Origin of the sequence: Tardiphaga sp., assembly GCF_028290785.1 — a bacterium.
Classification (GTDB): Bacteria; Pseudomonadota; Alphaproteobacteria; order Rhizobiales; family Xanthobacteraceae; genus Tardiphaga.
In genome coordinates, this window is sequence record NZ_JAQGJD010000090.1 from 1 (window position 1) to 20,001 (window position 20,001).

The following is a 20,001-nucleotide window of genomic DNA, read 5'->3' on the forward strand; positions in this document are numbered from 1 at the left end:
AGAGCCAGGTGTTCTCGACCGCCGAGGACAACCAGAACGCCGTCACCATTCGCGTCTTCCAGGGCGAGCGCGAAATGGCGGCCGACAACAAGCCGCTCGGCCAGTTCGACCTGATGGGCATTCCGCCTTCGCCGCGCGGCATGCCGCAGATCGAGGTGACCTTCGACATCGACGCCAACGGCATCGTTAACGTGTCGGCGAAGGACAAGGCGACCAACAAGGAGCAGCAGATCCGCATCCAGGCGTCTGGTGGTCTTTCGGAAGCCGACATCCAGAAGATGGTCAAGGACGCCGAAGCCAACGCGGCCGAGGACAAGAAGCGCCGCGAGGCGGTCGATGCCAAGAACCACGGCGACGCTCTGGTTCACTCCACCGAGAAGGCGTTGTCCGAGCATGGCGACAAGGTTGCCGCACCGGAACGCCAGGCTATCGAAGACGCCATGGCCGACCTCAAGGAAGCGCTGAAGGGCGACGACGCCGAGGCGATCAAGACCAAGACCAACACGCTGGCGCAGGCTTCCATGAAGCTCGGCGAAGCGATGTACACCCAGCAGGCCGAGGCCGACGCGGCCAAGGATGCTGCGAAGGACGACGTGGTCGACGCCGAGTTCACGGAAGTCGATGACGACAAGCCGACCAAGAAGTCGGCCTGATCGAAGAGCGAAGAGATGGCCTCCATCCTGAGCAGCGCATGGCGCGTCTCAACGGTGGGGGCCATTTTTCGTCCCGTTCAACTTCGTTAATCCAGCGAATGCATAGTGATCGATGCATTCGCGTGGTGTGCTCCTCGCGATGAGGACCCATTCAGGCGGATCCGACCGATGTCCACCACCAAGCGCTGCTACTATGAATCCCTCGAGGTCGAACGCACTGCGGATGATGCCGGGCTGAAGTCCGCCTTCCGCAAGCTCGCCATGAAGTGGCATCCCGACAAGAATCCCGGCGATGCCGCCGCCGAGAACCGTTTCAAGGAAATCGCCGAGGCCTACGAAGTCCTCAAGGACGGCGACAAGCGCGCCGCCTATGACCGCTACGGCCACGCCGCCTTCGAGCAGGGCCATGGCGGCGGCGGGGCCGGCTTCGGCTCCGGCTTCGCCTCGTCGTTCTCCGACATCTTCGAAGACCTGTTCGGCATGGCCGGGCAGCGCGGCGGACGCGGCGGCTCGGGCCGCGAGCGTGGCGCCGACCTGCGCTACAACATGGAAATCACGCTGGAGGAGGCCTACGCCGGCAAGACCGCGCAGATCGAGATTCCGGTCGCGGTGACCTGCGAAGTCTGCTCCGGCAGTGGCGCCAAGTCCGGCACCAAGCCGAAGACCTGCTCGACCTGCGGCGGCCAGGGCCGCGTTCGCCAGGCCCAGGGCTTCTTCACCCTGGAGCGCACCTGCCCGTCGTGCCAGGGCCGCGGCCAGATGATCGAAGACCCCTGCCCGAACTGCGAAGGCGCCGGCCGCGTCGAGCGCGAGCGCACTTTGTCGGTCAACATTCCCCAGGGCGTCGAGGACGGCACCCGCATCCGGCTCTCCAACGAGGGCGAGGCCGGTACCCGCGGCGGGCCCGCGGGCGACCTCTACATCTTCCTGTCGCTGGCCTCGCACGATTTCTTCCAGCGCGACGGCGCCGACCTGCACTGCCGGGTACCGATCTCCATGGTGACAGCGGCGCTCGGCGGCGAGTTCGAGGTTCCGACCATCGAGGGCGGCCGCACCAAGGTGAAAGTGCCCTCCGGCACCCAGTCGGCGCGCCGCTTCCGCGTCGCCAACAAGGGCATGCCGGTACTGCGGTCGCGCCAGACCGGCGACATGTATGTCCAGGTGGTGGTCGAAACACCGCAGAACCTGACCAAGAAACAGCAGGAATTGCTGGCCGAGTTCGAGAAACTCTCTTCGGGTGCAACGCAACCGGAAGCCGCCGGTTTCTTTACTAAGGTCAAGGACTTCTTCGGCACCCGCGCCGGCTCCTGAGTCGGGAATGCTTGACCGTTCTGACTCTGGCCTGTACCTCTTTATGACGAAATTCTGACGTCCCGCCGTACCGCGGTCTGCCTGGAAGCGACATGCCTCTGCACTCGTCCGCGCGTCCGCTGAAGAAACCGCTCCGTCTCGACGATGAGGTCCGGTTTCTCCGTTCCTGGATCGACAAGCCGCTGCATATGGGCGCCGTGATGCCGTCAGGCAAAGCGCTGGCCCGCACCATGGCGCAATATGTCGATGTCGCCGCCAAGGGCCCGGTGATCGAGCTCGGCCCCGGCACCGGCGCCATCACCACCGCGCTGTTGGCCCACGGCATCGAGCAGAAACGTCTCGTGCTGGTCGAATTCAATCCCACCTTCTGCGCGCTGCTGCGCGAGCGCTATCCGCAGGCCACCGTGGTGCAGGGCGACGCCTATGCACTGCGCGACACGCTGTGGAACGTGCTGAAAGAGCCGGCCTCCGCCGTGGTCTCCGGCCTGCCGCTGGTCACCAAGCCGATGCTGACGCGGCTCAAGCTGATCCGCGACGCCTTCGTCGCGATGTCCCCCGGCGCACCTTTCGTGCAGTTCACCTATTCGGTGGCGCCGCCGATCCCCAAGACGTTGCCCGGCGTATCCACAGAAGCCTCCGAGCGCATCTGGATGAACCTTCCGCCCGCCCGCGTCTGGGTGTATCGCAAGGGCTAGAGCTTCCTCCCGTCATTGCGAGGAGCCCTTGCGACGAAGCAATCCAGCTCTTCCTTGCTTGAGGCTCTCTGGATTGCCGCGTCGCTTCGCTCCTCGCAATGACGAGCATGACGATCGGACTCATGGCCGCGCTGAAAATTCTCGTCATTCCCGGCTCGCTTCGGGCAGGCTCGCTCAATGCGAAGCTGGCTGCCGCCGCCGTCGACGAGCTGGTGCGCGCCGATGTCGATGTCATCAGGATCTCGCTCGGCGACTATCCGCTGCCGATCTATGACGGCGACCTCGAGAGCGGCTCCGGCGTGCCGAAACACGCGGTCAACCTGAAGCGCATGATCCAGGCGCATCACGGCGTGCTGATCGTGACGCCGGAATACAACGCCTCGCTGCCGCCGCTCGTGAAGAACGCCATCGACTGGGTATCGCGGGTGCAGGACAACCACGAGACCAGGGGCCAGGTGTTTCGCGAACGGCCGTTCGCGATCGCCGCGGCGTCGGGCGGCAAACTCGGCGGCGCGCGCTGCCTGCAGGCGCTGCGGCTGGTACTGTCGGCGTGTCGCGCCACCGTGATACCGAACCAGCTCGCTTTGTCGTTCGCGAATGATGCCTATGACGACATGGACCGGCTGCAACACCCCGGCGATATCGACGCACTGCAGGCCATGGTGCGGCAGCTGATCGATGTCGCGCAACAGATGAAGTGAGGGATGATGCTTGAAACCATTGCTGCCGAAAAAATCCTGCCGCGCGACAGGCTGATCGTCGGGCTCGATCTGCCGGATGTGGAGGCCGCCGAGGCGATGATTGCCCGGCTCGGCGACGCCGTGACGTTCTACAAGATCGGCTATCAGCTCGCTTACGCCGGCGGCCTGCCGCTGATCCGCAAGCTCGCCGATGCCGGCAAGAAGGTTTTCGCCGACCTGAAGCTGCACGACATCGGCAACACCGTCACCAGCGGCGTCGAAAGCGTGGCCAAGCTCGGCGCCACCTTCCTCACCGTGCATGCCTACCCGCAGACCATGCAGGCCGCGGTGGCGGGGCGTGCGGGCTCCAGCCTGAAAATTCTCGCGGTGACCGTGCTGACCTCCTATGACGACGCCGATCTCGCGGCCGCCGGCTACCAGCTCGGGGTCCGCGATCTGGTCGAGAGCCGCGCCCGCCAGGCCCAGGCGCTCGGTGTCGATGGCCTGGTCTGCTCGCCGGCAGAGGCCGCCCATCTGCGCGGCATCGTCGGCTCGATGCGCCTGGTGACGCCCGGCGTGCGCCCCGCCGGCAGCGCCCTCGGCGACCAGAAACGCGTCATGACCCCCGCCGCCGCCATCCGCGCCGGCGCCGACCACGTGGTGGTGGCCCGCCCGGTGATGCAGGCGTCCGATCCGAAGGCCGTGGCGGATGCGATCGTCGAGGAAATCACGCAGGCGCTGGGCTAGGCACTTCACTTGTCCCGGGCGCGTTCCCGTTTCCCGGGCGCGGTGCGGCATACTTATGCCGCTCCGCAGAACCGGGATCCCGGTGTTTTAAGAAACCAGGACCCCGGCTCTGCGAAGCAACACTTCGTGTTGCATCGCGTCCGGGGAACGAGAAATCTGCGAAGGTCAGGCTACAAAGAGCAACAACGAAACAGGGAGACACCCATGGCCAAAGCCTACTGGATCGCGCGGATCGATATTCACAACATGGATGGCTACAAGGAGTACATCGCCCAGAACGGCGCGGTGTTCGCCCAATACGGCGCCAAATTTCTGGTGCGCGGCGGCCAGCACGAGACCCGCGAGGGCACCTCGCGCTCGCGCAATGTGGTGCTGGAGTTCAAGGACTACGCCACCGCGCTGGCCTGCTACAATTCACCGGAATACCAGCGCTTGGTGGCGATGCGCACGCCGCATTCGGAGGGCGATCTGGTGATCATCGACGGCTACGACGGCGCGCAGCCGGGCAGTTAACGACAAAGCGCGGTCCTCTCCCCGTCATTGCGAGAAAAGCCATTCGGGCGCGTGGCGCACTTACTTGTCCCGGGCGCGCTGCAGGGTGAAACGCTGCTGCGCAGAACCGGGACCGTCGCAAACACCGGCGTCTGCTACGGCCCCGGCTCTGCGAAGCAATACTGCATATTGCGTCGCGTCCGGGGCAAGTAAGCCCATATCGGTTGCCGCAGGGCCTCCGCGACGTTATATCGCCAGTAGCATTTGAAAGGCGTGACATGACCGACATGCGATTGATCGTGGCAGGCGCCGGCGGCCGGATGGGCCGGGCGCTGATCCGCGCCATCCACGATACCGCGGGCGCCGTCGTCGTCGGCGCGCTGGAAGCGCCGACGTCGGAACTGCTCGGCCGCGACAGCGGCACGCTGGCCGGCCTGCCGGAGAACGGCGTCAAGCTGTCGGGCGACCTGTGGACCATGTCGAAGGACGCCGACGGCATTCTCGATTTCACCGTGCCCGCCGCCACCATCGCCAATGTCGCCATCGCGGCGCAACGCGGCCTCGTCCATGTGATCGGCACCACCGGCCTGTCGGCGTCGGACGACGCGGTGATCAAGAGCGTCACCAAGCAGGCGATCGTGGTGCAGGCCGGCAATATGAGCCTCGGCGTCAACCTGCTCGCCGCCTTGGTGAAGCGCGTCGCGCAGTCGCTCGACAATGGCTTCGATATCGAGATTCTCGAAATGCACCACAAGGCCAAGATCGACGCGCCGTCCGGCACCGCCTTCATGCTCGGCGAAGCCGCCGCGGCCGGCCGCGGCGTCGCGCTCGACGAACATTCCGCGCGCGGTCGCGATGGCCTCACCGGCGCGCGCAAGCCCGGCGATATCGGCTTTGCCTCGCTGCGCGGCGGCACCGTCACCGGCGACCACACCGTGATCTTCGCCGGCCCCTATGAGCGCATCGAGATCTCGCACAAGGCCGAGGATCGCATGATCTTCGCGCATGGCGCGCTGAAGGCGGCGTTATGGGCGCATGGCAAGCCGCCCGGGCACTACTCGATGACCGACGTGCTCGGGCTCCGCGATTTCTAGAGGTTTTTTTGCTTGAGATTAGCGGGATCACTCTCAGCCGTCATTGCGAGGAGCCCTTGCGACGAAGCAATCCAGTTCTTTTCGCGCGTGCGGCTCTCTGGATTGCCGCGTCGCTTCGCTCCTCGCAATGACGGAGCTTTTGGATCGGTTCAACCTAAAAACGCTTTAACTATTCGAAACGGAATCTGAAATGAACGACCGCCTTCTCGTCCTCGTCCGTCATGGCCAGAGCGAATGGAATCTGAAGAACCTCTTCACCGGCTGGAAGGATCCCGATCTCACCGAGAAGGGCATTGCTGAAGCGAAAGAGGCCGGCCGCAAGCTGAAGGCGCAGGAACTGGTTTTCGACCGCGCCTTCACCTCCGACCTCACGCGCGCGCAGAAGACGCTCGACCTCGCGCTGGAAGAGATGGGCCAGACCGGCCTGCCGATCACCCGCCACCTGGCGCTGAACGAGCGCGACTATGGCGAGCTCTCCGGCCTCAACAAGGACGATGCGCGCAAGAAGTGGGGCGAAGAGCAGGTCCACATCTGGCGCCGCTCCTACGACGTGCCGCCGCCCGGGGGTGAAAGCCTGAAAGATACTTTGGCGCGCACGCTGCCGTATTATGTGCAGGAGATTTTGCCCTGCGTGCTGCGCGGCGAACGCACGCTGGTCGCCGCGCACGGCAATTCGCTGCGCGCGCTGATCATGGTGCTGGAGAAGCTGTCACCGGAAGGTATTTTGGCGCGCGAACTCGCAACCGGCGTGCCGATCATCTATCGGCTGAACGCGGATGCGACGGTGGCCTCGAAGCTCGATCTGGCGGGGTAGTTACGTTCCCCGGATGCTGCGCAATGCGCCGCGAAGCGGCGTAGTGCGCTGCTGATCCGGGGTCCCGGTTGCTTTGCGCGTAACAAATCGGGATCCCGGCTCTGCGAAGCGGCATGAAGAATGCCGCATCGCGTCCGGGAAACGGAGTCACCCCATCCCCACCTGCCCGGCTTCCCAGCCGATCATCGCCTGTTTGCGCGTGATGCCCCAGTGATAGCCGGTCAGCGCGCCGGACTTGCCGAGCGCGCGGTGGCACGGCACCACGAAGGAGATCGGGTTCTTGCCCACCGCGGCGCCGACCGCGCGCGACGCCTTCGGGCTTTCGATTTTGGTCGCGATGTCCGAGTAGCAGACGGCGCGGCCCATCGGGATCTTCAACAGCGTCTCCCACACCCGCACTTCGAAGTCCGTCCCGATCAGCAGCACGCGCAGCGGCTGCTCCGGCTTCCAGAGCTTGGCATCGAAGATGCGCCGCGCCATCGCGGCGGTGCCGTCCTGGTCGGCGATGAAGGTCGCGCGCGGCCAGCGCCGTGCCATGTCCTCGAACGCCGGTCTCTCCTCGCCGGGATCGGAGAAGGCGAGCCCGGCGAGGCCGCGTTCGCTGGAGATCACGATCGATGACCCGAACGGGCAGGGATGGAAGCCGTAGCGCAGCTCCATGCCGGCGCCGCCGGTCTTCCACTCGCCCGGCGACATCGCTTCATGCGTCACGAACAGGTCGTGCAGCCGGCCCGGCCCGGAAAGCCCGGAGTCCAGCGCCGCATCGAGCACGCTGGCGGAATCCCGCAACAGGCCCTTGGCATGGTCCAGCGTCAGCGCCTGCATGAAGGCCTTTGGCGTGAGACCTGCCCAGCGCCGGAACAGATGGTGCAGTTCGTCGGGGGTGACCGAGGCCGCCTCGGCGATCGACTCGATGGCCGGCTGCGCGCGCCAGTGCTCGGAAATGTAACCGATGGCCCGGCGCACCGAATCGTAGTCGCGCAAGGCGGCATCCTGCGCGCCGGGGCGGGTCAGTTGCGGATCGGTCATGGCGAGATTCTTGGCTGGGGTCATCATGCCCTCGATGTAGCGCCGCGCGCGCGCGCAAACCACCCGATTCCCGAGCACGGCCTCACAGCGGATTATAGGTCGGGCCGCGCTTCGCCGCCTGCAGCGCGGCGATCAGCGCCTTGACGAAGCTGGCCTTTTCCTCCGCGCCGAGAAACCGCGCGATCGATACGCGGCGGCCGCGCGAGACCAGGTAGAGCTGCTCGATGCCGAATTCGGGGTGGCTGACCTGGTCGAGCTGCACCCACAGCGGGTTCAGCACCCACTCCACCACATGGCCGCGATGGCTGACCCGCCGCACCCGGATCTCCGACGGCGTGACGGTGATCTCCTCGGTGGCGTCGCCGCGGCGGTAGTTGACGCGAAACGCCCACCAGATCGCCAGCGCATCGAGCCCGAAGAAGCCGAGTACGGGCCAGGCGCCCATCAGCAGGAAGGTCAGGCCGGCGGCAAAGCTGACGGTGCATATAAAACCCATCAGCACGAAGAAGCCGGTGCGGCTCAGCGCGCGATGCGGCCGCAGCAGCGCCGAAAATAGCTCGGGCTCCGCGGCGTCGTCAAAGTCGTTGCCATGGATGTTGCCTTGGGTCATGGGCAGTCAGTATACCCCGACGATGGCGAAAATCATCAGCAAGCTCCCGGCGACATCCCCCAGCAAAATTTCGAGTCTTGCGGCAAAACCGGGGCAGACCAAGCCGGCAACAGCCAAAAAGCCCAGCAAACCGAAGAAGTTGAAGCCGTGGACGCCGGCCGAAATTGTTGCGGCTTTTTCAAGATTTCGCGACGCCAATCCGGAGCCGAAAGGCGAGCTCGAACACGTCAACCCCTATACTTTACTGGTCGCGGTGGTGTTGTCGGCGCAGGCCACCGACGCCGGCGTCAACAAGGCCACGCGCGCGCTCTTCGCGATCGCCGATACGCCGCGAAAAATGCTCGACCTCGGTGAGGAAGAAGTCCGCAACTACATCAAGACCATCGGTCTCTATCGCACTAAGGCGAAGAACGTCATCGCATTGTCGGAGAAGCTGATCGCCGAATTCGGCGGCGTCGTGCCACGCACCCGCGCCGAGCTGGAATCGTTGCCCGGCGCCGGCCGCAAGACCGCGAATGTGGTGCTCAACATGGCGTTCGGCGAGCACACCATGGCGGTGGATACGCACGTGTTTCGCGTCGGCAATCGCACCAATTTGGCGCCGGGTAAGAACGTGCTGGAAGTCGAACTCGAACTGATGCGCGTGATCCCGGATGAATTCATGATGCACGCGCATCACTGGCTGATCCTGCACGGGCGCTATACTTGCCTGGCGCGAAGGCCACGCTGCGAAGTGTGCATCATCAACGATCTCTGCAGGTGGCCGGAAAAGACGGTGTAGTGCCGCTGCCGTTTCCCGGACGCGCCGCAGCGTGAAACGCTGCTGCGCAGATCCGGGATCCCGGTTTTTCAAGCACCGGGGCCCCGGATCTGCGAAGCAATACTTCGTATTGCATCGCGTCCGGTGAACGCGAACAAGCTAGCCCACCGGCAGCTTCTCGCGCCGCAAAGGTTCGATCAGCTCCGCCCGATTCCCGCTCAGGCGCTTATGCAGATGCACCATGAAGGCCATGCCGAACAACGGCGTGGCGAGGTTGACGATCGGGATCGAGACGAAGGCGGCGATGATCAGGCCGGCGGTGAACACGGTGACGCCGTGCTGCTTGCGCATCAGCTTGGCTTCGGCGGGCGAGCGGAATCGCATCGCCGCGAGTTCAAAATATTCGCGGCCGAGCAGCCACGCGGTGGCGATGAAGAATGCGATGAAGCCGATGCCGGCGAAAAACACGAACGGCAATGCGATCAGATAGACCAGAATCGTCAGCAGCGCCGTCTTGACGCCTTCGGTGATCGCCAGCCCGAACGGCAATGCGGTGCCCGGTCGTTCGGCGGGATAGTGCTCGCGCTCGACGATATCAGCGACGTCATCGACGAACACGCTGGCGACCAGCGAGGTGATCGCCGGCATCAAAAAGATCGCGCCGGCCAGCACGCTGAGCCCGGCGGCGATCGACAGCACCCAGGCCAGAATCTCCAGCGTGGTGTGAAAGCCCGGCCCCAGCATCGCCTCGGCCCAGACCTCGCCGGAAGTGGCCAGCCAGCTCAGACCCCGCTGCATGCCGATGCCCAGCACCACGATCAGCACCAGTGCGAGCCCGATCGACTTCCACAAAATGCTGCGCATCGGCGGCGACAGGATCTGTGAAAGCGCCTTCGCGGCGGCGGTGAGCATGGGGTATCCCTGTCGATGAATCTTCGCAGAGGTAGAGGCGGCCGCGCGGTTCGGCAAGGTCGGCGGTTCGCCGGCGTCCCCGATCTCAGTCGCCGAAGCCCAGAACGGTCTCCAGCAGCTTAGGGAACCGGGCATTAACGTCAGCCATACGGACCACGTTGCGGTGCTCTACGCCGCGCTTCGAGGTCTGGATCAGACCCGATTCCCGTAACACCCGGAAATGATGAGACAAAGTCGATTTGGCCATGCCCGGCATAGGCGTCGCCTCAGTGCATGACATGCAAGCATCGTTGCCGAGCAGGCTCTTGATAATGCGCAGCCGCATGGGATCGGACAAAGCGTTGAGCACGCCCGCCAGCGTGATGTCGTCCTTCGATGGGTGAACGAGCTGAACCATTAAAATAATATAGGGCGGTCCTTGAACTGGTTCAATAGTTCATTATTACTGAACAACGGAACGATGGCGTTCCACCATCCAATGAGATCGATCATGTCCAAGAGATTTGAAGGTAAAGTTGCACTCGTCACCGGCGCATCCAAAGGCATCGGCGCCGAGATCGCCCGCCGCCTCGCCGCGGAAGGCGCCGCGGTCGCCGTGAACTACAGCTCGAGCAAGGCCGGCGCCGACAAGGTGGTTGCCGAGATCGTTGCCAAGGGCGGCAAGGCCGTCGCGGTACATGGCAATCTGACCGCCGCCAAGGATGTTCAGAGCGTCGTGGCCGACACCGTCAAGGCGCTCGGCCCGATCGATGTGCTGGTCAACAATGCCGGCGTCTACGAATTCGCGCCGCTCGATGGCATCACCGCCGAGCATTTTCACAAGCAGTTTGATCTCAATGTTCTCGGTCTCTTGCTAGTGTCGCAGGAAGCTGCGCGGCACTTCAATCCGAACGGCGGCAGCATCGTCAACATCAGCTCCGGCGTCTCGACCATCGCGCCGCCGAATGCCTCCGTCTACACCGCGACCAAGGCCTCGGTCGATGCCATCACCATATCGCTGTCGAAGGAACTGGCGCCGCGCAAGATCCGCGTCAACGCCGTCAACCCCGGCATGATCGCCACCGAAGGCGTAGTCACCGCAGGCCTGCACGAAGGCGACATGCGCACCTGGATCGAGTCGGTCACGCCGCTGGCGCGCATTGGCACCGTTGAAGAAATTGCCGCGGCTGTCGCGTTCTTCGCATCCAGCGAGGCGTCATACATCACCGGCGAGACGCTGCACGTCACCGGCGGATTCCGCTAGGCCTGCGTAAGCGTGGCGGCATGAGATCCTGGCGCTCGGCGCCGGGATCTCATACCTTCGTCTTAGCGATGCTGGTATTTCGCGGGTAATGCCGCCTCTCCTCCGCACTGCAACATCGACAGGTCTGGACGGCAGGCCGGAAAGCAGTAGTCTGACGAAAAATAAAACGTCAGGGGAGGAAGACCATCGTGCCATTCAAGACTACACGTCCGCTTGCATTCACCGTCGCCGCCATGGGTCTGTTCTACGGCGCAGCACCTGCGCTGGCGCAGGAGAAGATAACCGTCTGGTTCTCCAAGGGGTTCTATCGGTCCGAAGACGATTCGCTGATCGAGACCATCAAGAAATTCGAGACCAAGACCGGCATCAAGGTCGAGCTCTCGCAATACGCCATCCAGGACATGATCCCGAAGACCGTGGCGGCGCTGGATTCCGGCACGCCGCCGGATGTGGCCTATGCCGACACCTATGACGTGCAGGCGTCCGGCAAGTGGGCGTTCGAAGGCAAGCTCGAAGATCTCACCGACATCCTGACGCCGATCAAGGGCAACTTCGCGCCCAACACGATCGAAACCGCGTATCTGATGAACGGCCAGACCAAAAAGAAAGCCTATTACGGCTTTCCGCTGAAGCAGCAGTCGATGCACGTCGAAATCTGGAGCGACATGCTGGAGCAGGCCGGCTTCAAGGTCAGCGACATCCCCACCGACTGGAAGGGCTACTGGTCGTTCTGGTGCGACAAGGTGCAGCCGGCCTATCGCAAGGCTTCAGGCTCGCGCGCCTATGGCGTGGGCCAGCCGATGGGCGTGGAATCCACCGACTCCTTCCAGTCGTTCTACACCTTCATGGACGCCTACAACGTCAAGCTGGTCGACGACGACGGTAAGTTGCTGGTCGACGATCCCAAGGTGAAGGAAGGCCTGGTCGGCGCGCTCCGGGATTACACCGACACCTACACCAAGGGCTGTTCGCCGCCGTCTTCGACCACGTGGAAGGATCCGGACAACAACGTCGCCTTCCACAACAAGACGACGGTGATGACCCACAACTTCACCATCTCGATCGCGGCGAAATGGTTCGAGGATTCGCAGAACCAGGCGCTGACGCCCGAGCAGCGCGCGGCGGGCAAGAAGGCCTACGAGGAAACCATCGTCACCGCCTCGTTCCCCAACAAGCCGGACGGCACGCCGATCAAGTATCGCTCCGACGTCAAGACCGGGATGATCTTCAGCCAGTCCAAGAACAAGGCCGGCGCCAAGGAATTCGTCAAATTCCTGATGCAGGAAGAGAACCTCGGGCCTTACGTGGAAGGCGCGCTCGGACGCTGGTTCCCGGTGACGACGGCCGGACAGAAGAGCCCGTTCTGGCAGGCCGACCGTCATCGCAAGGCGGTCTACACCCAGTTCACCGGCGGCACCTCTTCGTTCGATTTCGTGAAGAACTACAAGTTCACGATTCTGAACAACGAAAACGTCTGGGCCAAGGCGATGAACCGGGTGGTGAGCGAGAAGGTGCCGGTCGAGAAAGCCGTCGATGAGCTGATCGCCCGCATCAAGGAAATCGCGGGTTAAGTGTCGTTCCGGGGCGAGCGCGGCGCGAGCCGCGCGCGAACCCGGAACCTAGAGATGTTCAGCGCGAAACATCTCGGGATTCCGGGCCTGCGCCATCCGGCTTCGCCGGCTGCCGCATCCCGGAATGACAGATGCGTGGAACAGATCGAGGTTCCGGGTTTTCACTCAGCCGGCTTTGCCGTCTGCGTGAATCCCGGAACGACGTCGTTACTATTGCAGGGCATGCCATGACCTCCATCGCCATCTCTCACGCCGACGATGCGGTGCCTGTTAAGCCGCGCGGACCGCGGCTGACCACGCCGCAAGTCTGGGGCCTGGTGCTGATCGCGCCGTACCTGCTGGTGTTCCTGGCCTTCGTGGTCTATCCGATCGGTTATGGCCTGTGGCTGGCGCGGCATCCCGCGAGCTATGTGGCGCTGTACAACGATCCGATCTTCGCGCGCGCCGCGGTCAACACGCTGATCTTCCTGGTGATCGGCATCAACATCAAAATGCTAATCGCCCTGTTCCTGTCCGGCTTCTTCGCGCAGTCGCGCGGCTGGATCAAATGGCTGTCGGTGCTGTTCATCCTGCCCTGGGCGGTGCCCTCGATCCCGACCATCCTGTCGGTGCGCTTCATGTTCAATCCGGAATGGGGCGTGGTCAATCACCTGATCTTCAAGCTCACCGGCGAGGACGGACCGAACTGGCTGAACGATCCCGCCATCGCGCTGACCATGGCGATCGGTATGCACATCTGGAAGTCGCTGCCGTTCTGGACCTTGATCCTGATGACCGGGCGGATGGCGATTCCGCAGGACCAGTTCGAGGCCGCCGAGGTCGATGGCGCCAACGTCTGGCAGAAATTCCGCTTCGTCACCTGGCCGTCGATGCGCACGCTGTATCTCACCTGCACCCTGCTCTCGATGATCTGGACGCTGGGCGATTTCAACAGTGTCTATCTCCTGACCGGCGGTGGGCCGGCCGACCTCACCCATGTGCTGGCCACTTTGGGCATCCGCTATCTCCGGCTCGACCAGTTGGACATGTCGATGGCCTCCATCGTCTGCGCGCTGCCTTTGGTGCTGCCGCTGGTGTACTTCATGATGAAACGGCTTTCGCGATGAAAATCTCCGAGATGCGCATGCCCACGCTGCGCGAAGTCGGCGTCGAGGCGCGATTGCTGTTGATCGGCATTCCCGTGCTGATCTGGACGCTGATTCCGATCTATCACATGTTCCTGTTCGCGATCTCGCCGAAGCAGGATGCGTTCTCCGGCAAGCTGTGGCCGGACCATCCCACATTGCACAATTTCGAGATCGTGTTTCGCCAGCAGCATTATTTCCTGCGCGACTTCTGGGCGCAGTTCGGCAATTCCGTCGTCATCGCGGTCTCCGTCGGTGTGCTGACGCTGTTGATCGCCACGGCCGCCGCCTTCGCCATCAGCCGGCTGCGGGTGCCCGGCGGACGCGCGGTGATGAACCTGGCGCTGTTCACCTATTTCATTCCCGCGGCGTTCCTTGCCGTGCCGATGTACCGCACCATGGGCAGCTACGGCCTGCTCAACAACCACTGGGCGCTGATCCTGGCGATGGTCACGATTGCTTCGCCCTATGCGATCTGGGTGCTGAAACAGGCCTCCGACAAGCTGCCGGTCGAACTCGACGAAGCCGCGATCATGGACGGCGCCACCACGCTGCAGCTATTCCGGCTGGTCTATCTGCCGCTGATGATGCCCTCGCTGGTGGCGGTCGGCACCTATGCGCTGCTGCTGGCGTGGAACGAATATCTCTACGCGTTCCTGCTGCTGTCGAAGGACACCGAGATCACGCTCCCCGTCGCGCTGGGCAATTTTCTCGCGGCAGACGATTCGCCATGGGAACTGCTGATGACCACCGGATTCATCTACGCGCTGCCGCCGGCCGCGGTGTACTACACCTTCAAGCGTTACATGGTTGGCGGACTGACGGCAGGCGCCGTGAAGTCGTAGCCTGTCGTCCCGGCCAAGCGAGCCCTTCCGAGCGCGAGCCCAAGGGATTGAGACCAAGGACCGATGCGGTCCTTGGTCTCAATCCCGGAGGACCCATACACGCTGTTGTTATGGGCGTTGGGGCAGACGTCCCGGGTCGGCCGCCGCCTCGGTGGCTATGGGTCCGATCGGCGTTCGCTGCGCTCACTTGTCCGGGACGACAGAGTTACGCCACCAGCCGGATCTGCGGCAGGACGCTTACTTGCTCGCCAAAAATTTTCGCTTCCGTGCCAATCGTTTCAGGAACGAGCGGCGGCGCCGGTGCCGGATCCGGAAATGGACCGAAGGCATCCGCTACCTCCCGGAGCGGCTTCTGCTTGTCGGCCCAGTGCAACGCGGTGTAGTCGAAGCCGAGTTCGATGGTCGGCTTGACCACGTCGAAATACGGCGAGATGTCGAAGTCGCGCGGCATGTATAGCGAGGAATCGCGGATGTGCAGGATCTCGCGCCGCGCCTGGCGGCTGCCGCCGCGGGTGATCTTCGGCAGGATAGGATAGCGCACCGCGTCGAATGCCTGCGCGATCAGCGCCGAGCAGATGATCTTGGTGGGATCGCCGGAGCCGAACGCGATCATGCGGCGCCGCCAGCGCTGCGGCACCGGCAGCGGAATCAGGAACCGCATCAGATCCACGATATTCTTGGTGTCGTAGCCGAACCCGATTCGGTTGATAGCGTAGCGGCACACCGTGGTGCGGTCTTCATAGGACAGCCCGACCGGGCGGCACAGCCGGGTGTGATACGGTAAATATTTCGACAGCGGCGCCGAGGTGACGCCCTCGCCGATGTTGGCCTCGATCAGCACATGCGGTTCGCCGTCGGGCTCCGAGGCGCCGTCGATCGGCCCGACGTAGAGTGCGGCGTGCGACCAGGTCGACTGCGTCAGATACTTGATGATGCCGGAAATGCGGCTGTTGCCTTCCACGAGCAGCACGTCCCCGTCCATGATGACGTCGCGCAGCCGTTCCGGATCGCTCGGCGTGAACGGTTCGTAGCCGGGCACTTCCTTCTGCAGGTAGCCGGCGATCAGCTTTCCGATCGTATCGAGCATCAAGCCCATGATGGCCACTCCCCCAGGCGGTTCGTACCGACCGCTCTTTCCCGCCATCCATCGTGGTCGCAAGCCGTTTCGATTTGGTTCATGCGGGATGGCGGTCTCTCATCATTGATTCACCATGAGAGTTGCCGCCCATGGGCGGATACGGCAAGGTTCGTGGGACGTTCTCATCTTGCACAAAGTTTCGGAAACCATGCCATGACAATTTCGCGCCGCGCTTTCCTGTCAGCGTCGGCGGCATTGACGCTTGCGCCGGCGTTTGCCGCAAGGGCCTGGGCCGCGCCGTTGCCGCGCGAGGCTGACATTGTCGTGATTGGCGCTGGAGCCGCTGGCATCGCCGCCGCGCGCCGCGTGGTGGGGGCGGGCCGCAAGGTGATCGTGCTCGAAGCCTCGGGCCAGATCGGCGGCCGTTGCGCGACCGACACCACGACTTTCGATACGCCGTTCGATCGCGGGGCGCGCTGGCTGCATACGCCGGACACCAACGTGCTGGTCAAGCTGGCACGCGGCGCCGGCATCGATGTGGCGCCGGCGCCGCCGAGTCAAAAGCTGCGCATCGGCCGCCGCAACGCCCGCGCCGGCGAGACCGAGGATCTGCTCGCCACGCTGGTGCGCGCCAACCGCGCCATCGACGACGGCGCGCGCCGCGGCGACATTTCTTGTGCCGCATTGCTGCCGAAGGATCTCGGCGACTGGGGCGGCACCATCGATTTCCTGCTCGGCGCCTATGCCACCGGCAAGGATCTGAAGGACCTCTCGGCGCTCGACCAGTTCCGCGCCCAGGACCGCGCGATCGATGTCGCTACCAAACAGGGACTGGGCACGCTGATGGCCAAGCTCGGCGAGGGCATCCCGGTGGCGCTATCGACGCCGGCCACGCGGGTGAGCTGGAGCGGTCGCGATATCGGCGTCGAAACGGCCGCCGGCCGGATCGCAGCGCGCGGCGTGATCCTCACCGTGTCGTCGAACGTGCTCGCCTCCGGCGCCATCAAATTCACGCCGGAATTGCCGAAGCGGCAACTCGATGCCGCGGCGAAACTCAGCCTCGGCAGCTACGACCGCATCGCGTTGCAGTTCGCCGGCAATCCGCTCGGGCTCGGCCGCGACGAGCTGATGATTGAGCAGAGCGCCAACGCGCGCACCGCGGCGCTGTTTGCCAATATCGGCGGCACCTCGCTATGTACGCTCGATGTCGCCGGCGCATTCGGCCGCGATCTCTCGGCGCAAGGCGAGGCGGCGATGTCGGCGTTTGCGGTGGAGTGGCTAACGAAACTGTTCGGCAGCGATATCGCCAAGGCGGTGAAGAAGAGCAGCGCGACGCGCTGGAACGCCGCGCCGTTCGTGCAGGGCGCCATGTCGGCCGCCGCGCCGGGCGGCCAGGCGTCGCGCCGCGTGCTCACCGAGCCGATGGGCAATCTGTTCATCGCCGGCGAAGCCACCCACGAGACGCTGTGGGGCACCGTCGACGGCGCCTGGGACAGCGGCGAACGCGCGGCGGAAGCGGCACTGGCGCGGCTTGCGCCGCTGAAGCAGGCGGAGCCCATGAAGCCGGCGCGGCCGGCGAAGCGGCGGTCGCGCTCGAGCGGGATCGGCGCGGAGTAGCCGCGCCGGGTCTGCTGCGCGCTATACCGGCAGTGTGAGCTGCATCAGGTCCTTCGCGATGACGATCCTGCCGTAAAAATGTTTCGCAGCACCCTCGCGCCAGTTGTCATCCGTCACTTCCGGGTCGTCGCCCGGCACAAAATGGCTCAGGACCAGCACCTTGACGCCGGCGGCGGCAGCGATGCGGCCGACATCCTCGGTGGTGGTGTGGCTCTCCATCAGATGCTTCTTCAGCGTGGCGCCGTTCTTCGTCTTGATCACCAGACGATCGACCGCCGGCACATACAGCGCCTCATGCACCAGCACATCGGCGCCCTTGGCAAATTCGGCGAGCTTCGGATTGTAGGCGGTGTCGCTGGAGAACACGATCACGCCGTCCGGGGTCTCGAACTTGTAGGCGAAGTTGTCGACGATCGGCGGATGCGGGGTGCGGAACGCCGTCACCTTGACGTCCGCGGTCTGCAGCACCACGCCGTCTTCGGTGATGTCCTTGGCGACCAGCAGCGTCCGTGGATCGGGCCGGCCTTCGTCCTCGATCCGGGTGTCGATATCGAACTTGTTCAGATCCCAATAGGTCTTGGTCATCGCCTCGATGCCGCGGGGACCGAACGAGTGGATCGGCGTGGAGAGACCGGCCGCCCAGGCATTGTAGACCAGGTTGCCATATTCGAGATTGTGATCGGAATGGTGATGGCCGATGAAGATGTACTTCACCGACGGAATCGGCACGCCGGCATTGACCAGCTGCCGGCTGACGCTCATGCCGCAATCGATCACGAACGGCGTGTCGTTGACGACAACGAGATTGGCGGGGTTGGACGCGCCGACGCCGACGCGCGGGCCGCCCTTGGTGCCGAGAAAGACGATTTTTGTGCGCGGCTTGGCCGGAGCCTGCGCGAGAGCAGGGCGTGCTGCGAGAAGTGCGGCTCCCGTAGCAGCCAGTCTCATCACATCGCGGCGATCGATCATGGGTCTCTCCCGGAATTTTTTTGGTTGCTTGGGTTGCCTATAGCCGTCGAGCGGCTGTCGGCGCAAATCACGCCGGCGTCAGCGAAACAGCCCGTCGAACAGCGGCAGGCTGATCAGCGCCGACACCACGATCAGCGTGTAGCAGATGCGGCGGAAGGCCTCGTCGCTGGCCTTGCCGAACAGTTTTGAGCCGAGCCACAGGCCCAGGGCGAATAGCGGGCCGGTGATCGCCGCGAGGCCGAGAATCGCCGTGGTCCATAGTCCGCCGATGGAATAGCTGATGATGATCATGATGTCGGCAACGGCGAAATACAGGATGATGTTGGCGCGGGTGACGGCGGCCACCGCCGTGTCGCGCAGCCAGTACATCACCACCGGCGGGCCGCCGAGTTGCGCCAGGCCTCCGAAAAATCCGGCGAGACCGCCGACCGCTACCGTCGCAGAGGCGGTCGGCTTGCCGGGATAGCGCCAGCCGCAGGCCAGCAGCGCCAGCATCCCGCCGATCAGCGTCACGATGATCCAGCGGATCGCCAGCGGGTTGCCCCAGGCCAGCATCATGGTGCCCAATGGCACGCCGACCAGGGCGCCGAGCGAGATGATGCCGACGTCGCGCCGGTCGGCGCGGCGATAGGCGTTGGGGATCAAGGTCAGCGTGGTGAGAAAGTCGATCACCAGCAGCAGTGGCGCCGCCACTTGCGCGCCGGCCACCATGCTGGCGATCGGCATGAAGATCAGCGCCGAGCCGAAGCCGGAGAAGCCCCGGGCGAGGCCCGCGATGAATGCGGTGACGACGACAAGGACGAGGGCGCCGGTGGAGTAGGAGGCGAGGCCGAGCGCCGCCATCATCCTCTGAGCACGCCGCCGGTCTTCTTCGTCACTTCCGCCACGATCTTCGCCGCCGCCGCCTCGATCTCAACATCGGTCAAGGTCTTGTCGCGCGGCTGCATGGTCACCGCGATGGCCACCGACTTCTTGCCGTCGTCGATGCCCTTGCCTTCATAAACGTCGAATACGGTGACGCCCGAGATCAGCTTCTTGTCGACATTCGCGGCGGCACGCACCAGGTCGCCGGACTTCACGCCGCGATCGACGATGAACGCGAAGTCGCGCGACACCGGCTGGAATGCGGACAGCTCGAGCAGCGGCTTAGCGCGCGTGGCTTTCACCTTGGCATCGGGGATGCGGTCGAGGATCACCTCGAAGGCCAGCAGTGGACCATCGGCACCGAGCGCTTCCGCGGCGCGCGGATGCAATTCGCCAAAGTAACCGAGAATGTTCTGCGGGCCGATCTGGATGGTGCCGGAGCGGCCGGGATGCAGCCATGACGGACCGCCGGAGACGATCTGCAGCGCCTGCATCGGCGCGCCGGCGGCGGCCAGCACGGCGAAGGCGTCGGCCTTGGCGTCGAGCGCGTCCGCAGCTGAAGCACCGGACCAGTGCCGGCCGATGCCCTTCGACGACGCCAGGCCATGGCGCAGCCCGGCCGCGGCGATGAACTGGTCCTGCGGCCGGTCGCCCTTGAACACCTGGCCGACTTCGAACAGCGCCAGATCGGAATAGCCGCGATCGGCATTGGCCTGCGCGGCCTTGATCAGGCCGGGCAGCAGGCTCGGCCGCATGTCGGACAGATCCGCGGCGATCGGATTGGCCAGCGCCAGTTCCGGCGCGCCGCCGCCGAACACTTCGGCCTGTTGTTTCGAGATGAACGACCACGTCACGGCCTCGACCATGCCGCGCGCGGCGAGCGCGCGCTTGGC

General features: G+C 64.3%; 21 protein-coding genes and 1 pseudogene. 14 read left to right on the top strand and 8 right to left on the bottom strand.

Features of this window, described 5'->3' with window-relative positions; translation table 11 throughout:
• The 8 genes from JWR89_RS04960 to JWR89_RS04995 form a co-directional block, all read left to right on the top strand.
• Positions 1-653 (top strand): Hsp70 family protein (locus tag JWR89_RS04960; RefSeq protein ID WP_299712475.1); only part of this gene is annotated, 653 nt, incomplete at its 5' end.
• A 168-nt stretch (positions 654-821) separates the two neighbouring features.
• Positions 822-1,964, top strand: coding sequence for a molecular chaperone DnaJ (gene dnaJ, locus JWR89_RS04965; protein WP_299712478.1), 1,143 nt, complete (start codon positions 822-824; stop codon positions 1,962-1,964).
• Positions 1,965-2,056: 92 nt separating this feature from the next.
• On the top strand, positions 2,057-2,659 hold the full coding sequence (locus tag JWR89_RS04970; RefSeq protein ID WP_299712480.1) for an rRNA adenine N-6-methyltransferase family protein: 603 nt from the start codon (positions 2,057-2,059) through the stop codon (positions 2,657-2,659).
• Between the two features lie 122 nt (positions 2,660-2,781).
• Positions 2,782-3,360, top strand: a complete 579-nt coding sequence (locus JWR89_RS04975; RefSeq protein ID WP_299712520.1) for an NAD(P)H-dependent oxidoreductase — start codon at positions 2,782-2,784, stop codon at positions 3,358-3,360.
• Between the two features lie 6 nt (positions 3,361-3,366).
• Positions 3,367-4,086: an orotidine-5'-phosphate decarboxylase gene (gene pyrF, locus JWR89_RS04980; RefSeq protein WP_299712523.1), complete on the top strand. Its 720-nt coding sequence runs from the start codon at positions 3,367-3,369 to the stop codon at positions 4,084-4,086.
• A 204-nt stretch (positions 4,087-4,290) separates the two neighbouring features.
• Positions 4,291-4,599, top strand: coding sequence for a DUF1330 domain-containing protein (locus JWR89_RS04985; protein ID WP_299712483.1), 309 nt, complete (start codon positions 4,291-4,293; stop codon positions 4,597-4,599).
• 257 nt (positions 4,600-4,856) lie between these two features.
• On the top strand, positions 4,857-5,672 hold the full coding sequence (dapB, locus tag JWR89_RS04990; RefSeq protein ID WP_299712485.1) for a 4-hydroxy-tetrahydrodipicolinate reductase: 816 nt from the start codon (positions 4,857-4,859) through the stop codon (positions 5,670-5,672).
• Positions 5,673-5,862: 190 nt separating this feature from the next.
• The gene (locus tag JWR89_RS04995) at positions 5,863-6,486 is read left to right on the top strand and encodes a 2,3-bisphosphoglycerate-dependent phosphoglycerate mutase (protein ID WP_299712488.1); all 624 of its coding nucleotides are present in this window, start codon (positions 5,863-5,865) and stop codon (positions 6,484-6,486) included.
• 147 nt (positions 6,487-6,633) lie between these two features.
• Here the strand turns inward: JWR89_RS04995 and JWR89_RS05000 are convergent, their stop codons facing one another.
• Positions 6,634-7,542, bottom strand: coding sequence for a bifunctional helix-turn-helix domain-containing protein/methylated-DNA--[protein]-cysteine S-methyltransferase (locus tag JWR89_RS05000; protein ID WP_299712525.1), 909 nt, complete (start codon positions 7,540-7,542; stop codon positions 6,634-6,636).
• 55 nt (positions 7,543-7,597) lie between these two features.
• Positions 7,598-8,125 carry a DUF2244 domain-containing protein gene (locus JWR89_RS05005; RefSeq protein WP_299712491.1) on the bottom strand — a complete coding sequence of 176 codons (528 nt, stop codon included), beginning with the start codon at positions 8,123-8,125 and terminating at the stop codon, positions 7,598-7,600.
• Positions 8,126-8,147: 22 nt separating this feature from the next.
• Here JWR89_RS05005 and nth point away from each other — a divergent pair, with 22 nt between their 5' ends.
• Entirely contained in the window at positions 8,148-8,906 is a 759-nt protein-coding gene (gene nth, locus JWR89_RS05010; protein ID WP_299712494.1) for an endonuclease III, read from the top strand.
• Positions 8,907-9,044: 138 nt separating this feature from the next.
• On the opposite strand, the gene JWR89_RS05015 is transcribed toward nth, so the two are convergent.
• Positions 9,045-9,797 (bottom strand): sulfate transporter family protein, encoded by a 753-nt coding sequence (locus JWR89_RS05015; protein WP_299712497.1) that lies wholly within the window; start codon positions 9,795-9,797, stop codon positions 9,045-9,047.
• 85 nt (positions 9,798-9,882) lie between these two features.
• The gene (locus JWR89_RS05020) at positions 9,883-10,194 is read right to left on the bottom strand and encodes a metalloregulator ArsR/SmtB family transcription factor (protein ID WP_299712500.1); all 312 of its coding nucleotides are present in this window, start codon (positions 10,192-10,194) and stop codon (positions 9,883-9,885) included.
• A 93-nt stretch (positions 10,195-10,287) separates the two neighbouring features.
• On the opposite strand from JWR89_RS05020, the gene JWR89_RS05025 reads away from it, so the two are divergent.
• From JWR89_RS05025 to JWR89_RS05040, 4 genes are all read left to right on the top strand, one after another.
• Positions 10,288-11,040: a glucose 1-dehydrogenase gene (locus JWR89_RS05025; RefSeq protein WP_299712503.1), complete on the top strand. Its 753-nt coding sequence runs from the start codon at positions 10,288-10,290 to the stop codon at positions 11,038-11,040.
• A gap of 233 nt (positions 11,041-11,273) precedes the next feature.
• Positions 11,274-12,611: an ABC transporter substrate-binding protein gene (locus JWR89_RS05030; RefSeq protein WP_299712528.1), complete on the top strand. Its 1,338-nt coding sequence runs from the start codon at positions 11,274-11,276 to the stop codon at positions 12,609-12,611.
• Positions 12,612-12,838: 227 nt separating this feature from the next.
• The gene (locus JWR89_RS05035) at positions 12,839-13,717 is read left to right on the top strand and encodes a sugar ABC transporter permease (RefSeq protein ID WP_299712506.1); all 879 of its coding nucleotides are present in this window, start codon (positions 12,839-12,841) and stop codon (positions 13,715-13,717) included.
• Between the two features lie 11 nt (positions 13,718-13,728).
• Entirely contained in the window at positions 13,729-14,580 is an 852-nt protein-coding gene (locus tag JWR89_RS05040) for a carbohydrate ABC transporter permease (RefSeq protein WP_299712531.1), read from the top strand.
• A 205-nt stretch (positions 14,581-14,785) separates the two neighbouring features.
• Here the strand turns inward: JWR89_RS05040 and JWR89_RS05045 are convergent, their stop codons facing one another.
• Positions 14,786-15,676 (bottom strand): YiiX/YebB-like N1pC/P60 family cysteine hydrolase, encoded by an 891-nt coding sequence (locus JWR89_RS05045; protein ID WP_299712509.1) that lies wholly within the window; start codon positions 15,674-15,676, stop codon positions 14,786-14,788.
• A gap of 195 nt (positions 15,677-15,871) precedes the next feature.
• Between JWR89_RS05045 and JWR89_RS05050 the strand changes: the two genes are divergently transcribed.
• Positions 15,872-17,275 (top strand): FAD-dependent oxidoreductase, encoded by a 1,404-nt coding sequence (locus JWR89_RS05050; protein ID WP_299712512.1) that lies wholly within the window; start codon positions 15,872-15,874, stop codon positions 17,273-17,275.
• 21 nt (positions 17,276-17,296) lie between these two features.
• Here JWR89_RS05050 and JWR89_RS05055 read toward each other — a convergent pair whose 3' ends face one another.
• The 3 genes and pseudogenes from JWR89_RS05055 to JWR89_RS05065 form a co-directional block, all read right to left on the bottom strand.
• Positions 17,297-18,244: an MBL fold metallo-hydrolase gene (locus JWR89_RS05055; RefSeq protein WP_299712515.1), complete on the bottom strand. Its 948-nt coding sequence runs from the start codon at positions 18,242-18,244 to the stop codon at positions 17,297-17,299.
• 78 nt (positions 18,245-18,322) lie between these two features.
• The gene (locus tag JWR89_RS05060; RefSeq protein ID WP_299712517.1) at positions 18,323-19,090 is read right to left on the bottom strand and encodes a sulfite exporter TauE/SafE family protein; all 768 of its coding nucleotides are present in this window, start codon (positions 19,088-19,090) and stop codon (positions 18,323-18,325) included.
• Positions 19,087-20,001: pseudogene (locus JWR89_RS05065) on the bottom strand (phenylalanine--tRNA ligase subunit beta); the annotation flags it as partial. The pseudogene JWR89_RS05065 and the gene JWR89_RS05060, both read right to left, overlap by 4 nt.

Bases quoted from the DNA above. Each gene is read 5' to 3' on its own strand.
- JWR89_RS05060 (WP_299712517.1), bottom strand. From the start codon at position 19,090: ATGATGGCGGCGCTCGGCCTCGCCTCCTACTCCACCGGCGCCCTCGTC.
- JWR89_RS04970 (WP_299712480.1), top strand. From the start codon at position 2,057: ATGCCTCTGCACTCGTCCGCGCGTCCGCTGAAGAAACCGCTCCGTCTC.
- JWR89_RS05005 (WP_299712491.1), bottom strand. From the start codon at position 8,125: ATGACCCAAGGCAACATCCATGGCAACGACTTTGACGACGCCGCGGAG.
- JWR89_RS05040 (WP_299712531.1), top strand. From the start codon at position 13,729: ATGCGCATGCCCACGCTGCGCGAAGTCGGCGTCGAGGCGCGATTGCTG.
- pyrF (WP_299712523.1), top strand. From the start codon at position 3,367: ATGCTTGAAACCATTGCTGCCGAAAAAATCCTGCCGCGCGACAGGCTG.
- JWR89_RS04985 (WP_299712483.1), top strand. From the start codon at position 4,291: ATGGCCAAAGCCTACTGGATCGCGCGGATCGATATTCACAACATGGAT.
- JWR89_RS05050 (WP_299712512.1), top strand. From the start codon at position 15,872: ATGACAATTTCGCGCCGCGCTTTCCTGTCAGCGTCGGCGGCATTGACG.
- dapB (WP_299712485.1), top strand. From the start codon at position 4,857: ATGACCGACATGCGATTGATCGTGGCAGGCGCCGGCGGCCGGATGGGC.
- JWR89_RS05000 (WP_299712525.1), bottom strand. From the start codon at position 7,542: ATGATGACCCCAGCCAAGAATCTCGCCATGACCGATCCGCAACTGACC.
- nth (WP_299712494.1), top strand. From the start codon at position 8,148: ATGGCGAAAATCATCAGCAAGCTCCCGGCGACATCCCCCAGCAAAATT.
- JWR89_RS04975 (WP_299712520.1), top strand. From the start codon at position 2,782: ATGGCCGCGCTGAAAATTCTCGTCATTCCCGGCTCGCTTCGGGCAGGC.
- JWR89_RS05055 (WP_299712515.1), bottom strand. From the start codon at position 18,244: ATGATCGATCGCCGCGATGTGATGAGACTGGCTGCTACGGGAGCCGCA.
- JWR89_RS05045 (WP_299712509.1), bottom strand. From the start codon at position 15,676: ATGGGCTTGATGCTCGATACGATCGGAAAGCTGATCGCCGGCTACCTG.
- JWR89_RS05015 (WP_299712497.1), bottom strand. From the start codon at position 9,797: ATGCTCACCGCCGCCGCGAAGGCGCTTTCACAGATCCTGTCGCCGCCG.
- JWR89_RS05025 (WP_299712503.1), top strand. From the start codon at position 10,288: ATGTCCAAGAGATTTGAAGGTAAAGTTGCACTCGTCACCGGCGCATCC.
- dnaJ (WP_299712478.1), top strand. From the start codon at position 822: ATGTCCACCACCAAGCGCTGCTACTATGAATCCCTCGAGGTCGAACGC.
- JWR89_RS05020 (WP_299712500.1), bottom strand. From the start codon at position 10,194: ATGGTTCAGCTCGTTCACCCATCGAAGGACGACATCACGCTGGCGGGC.
- JWR89_RS05030 (WP_299712528.1), top strand. From the start codon at position 11,274: ATGGGTCTGTTCTACGGCGCAGCACCTGCGCTGGCGCAGGAGAAGATA.
- JWR89_RS05035 (WP_299712506.1), top strand. From the start codon at position 12,839: ATGACCTCCATCGCCATCTCTCACGCCGACGATGCGGTGCCTGTTAAG.
- JWR89_RS04995 (WP_299712488.1), top strand. From the start codon at position 5,863: ATGAACGACCGCCTTCTCGTCCTCGTCCGTCATGGCCAGAGCGAATGG.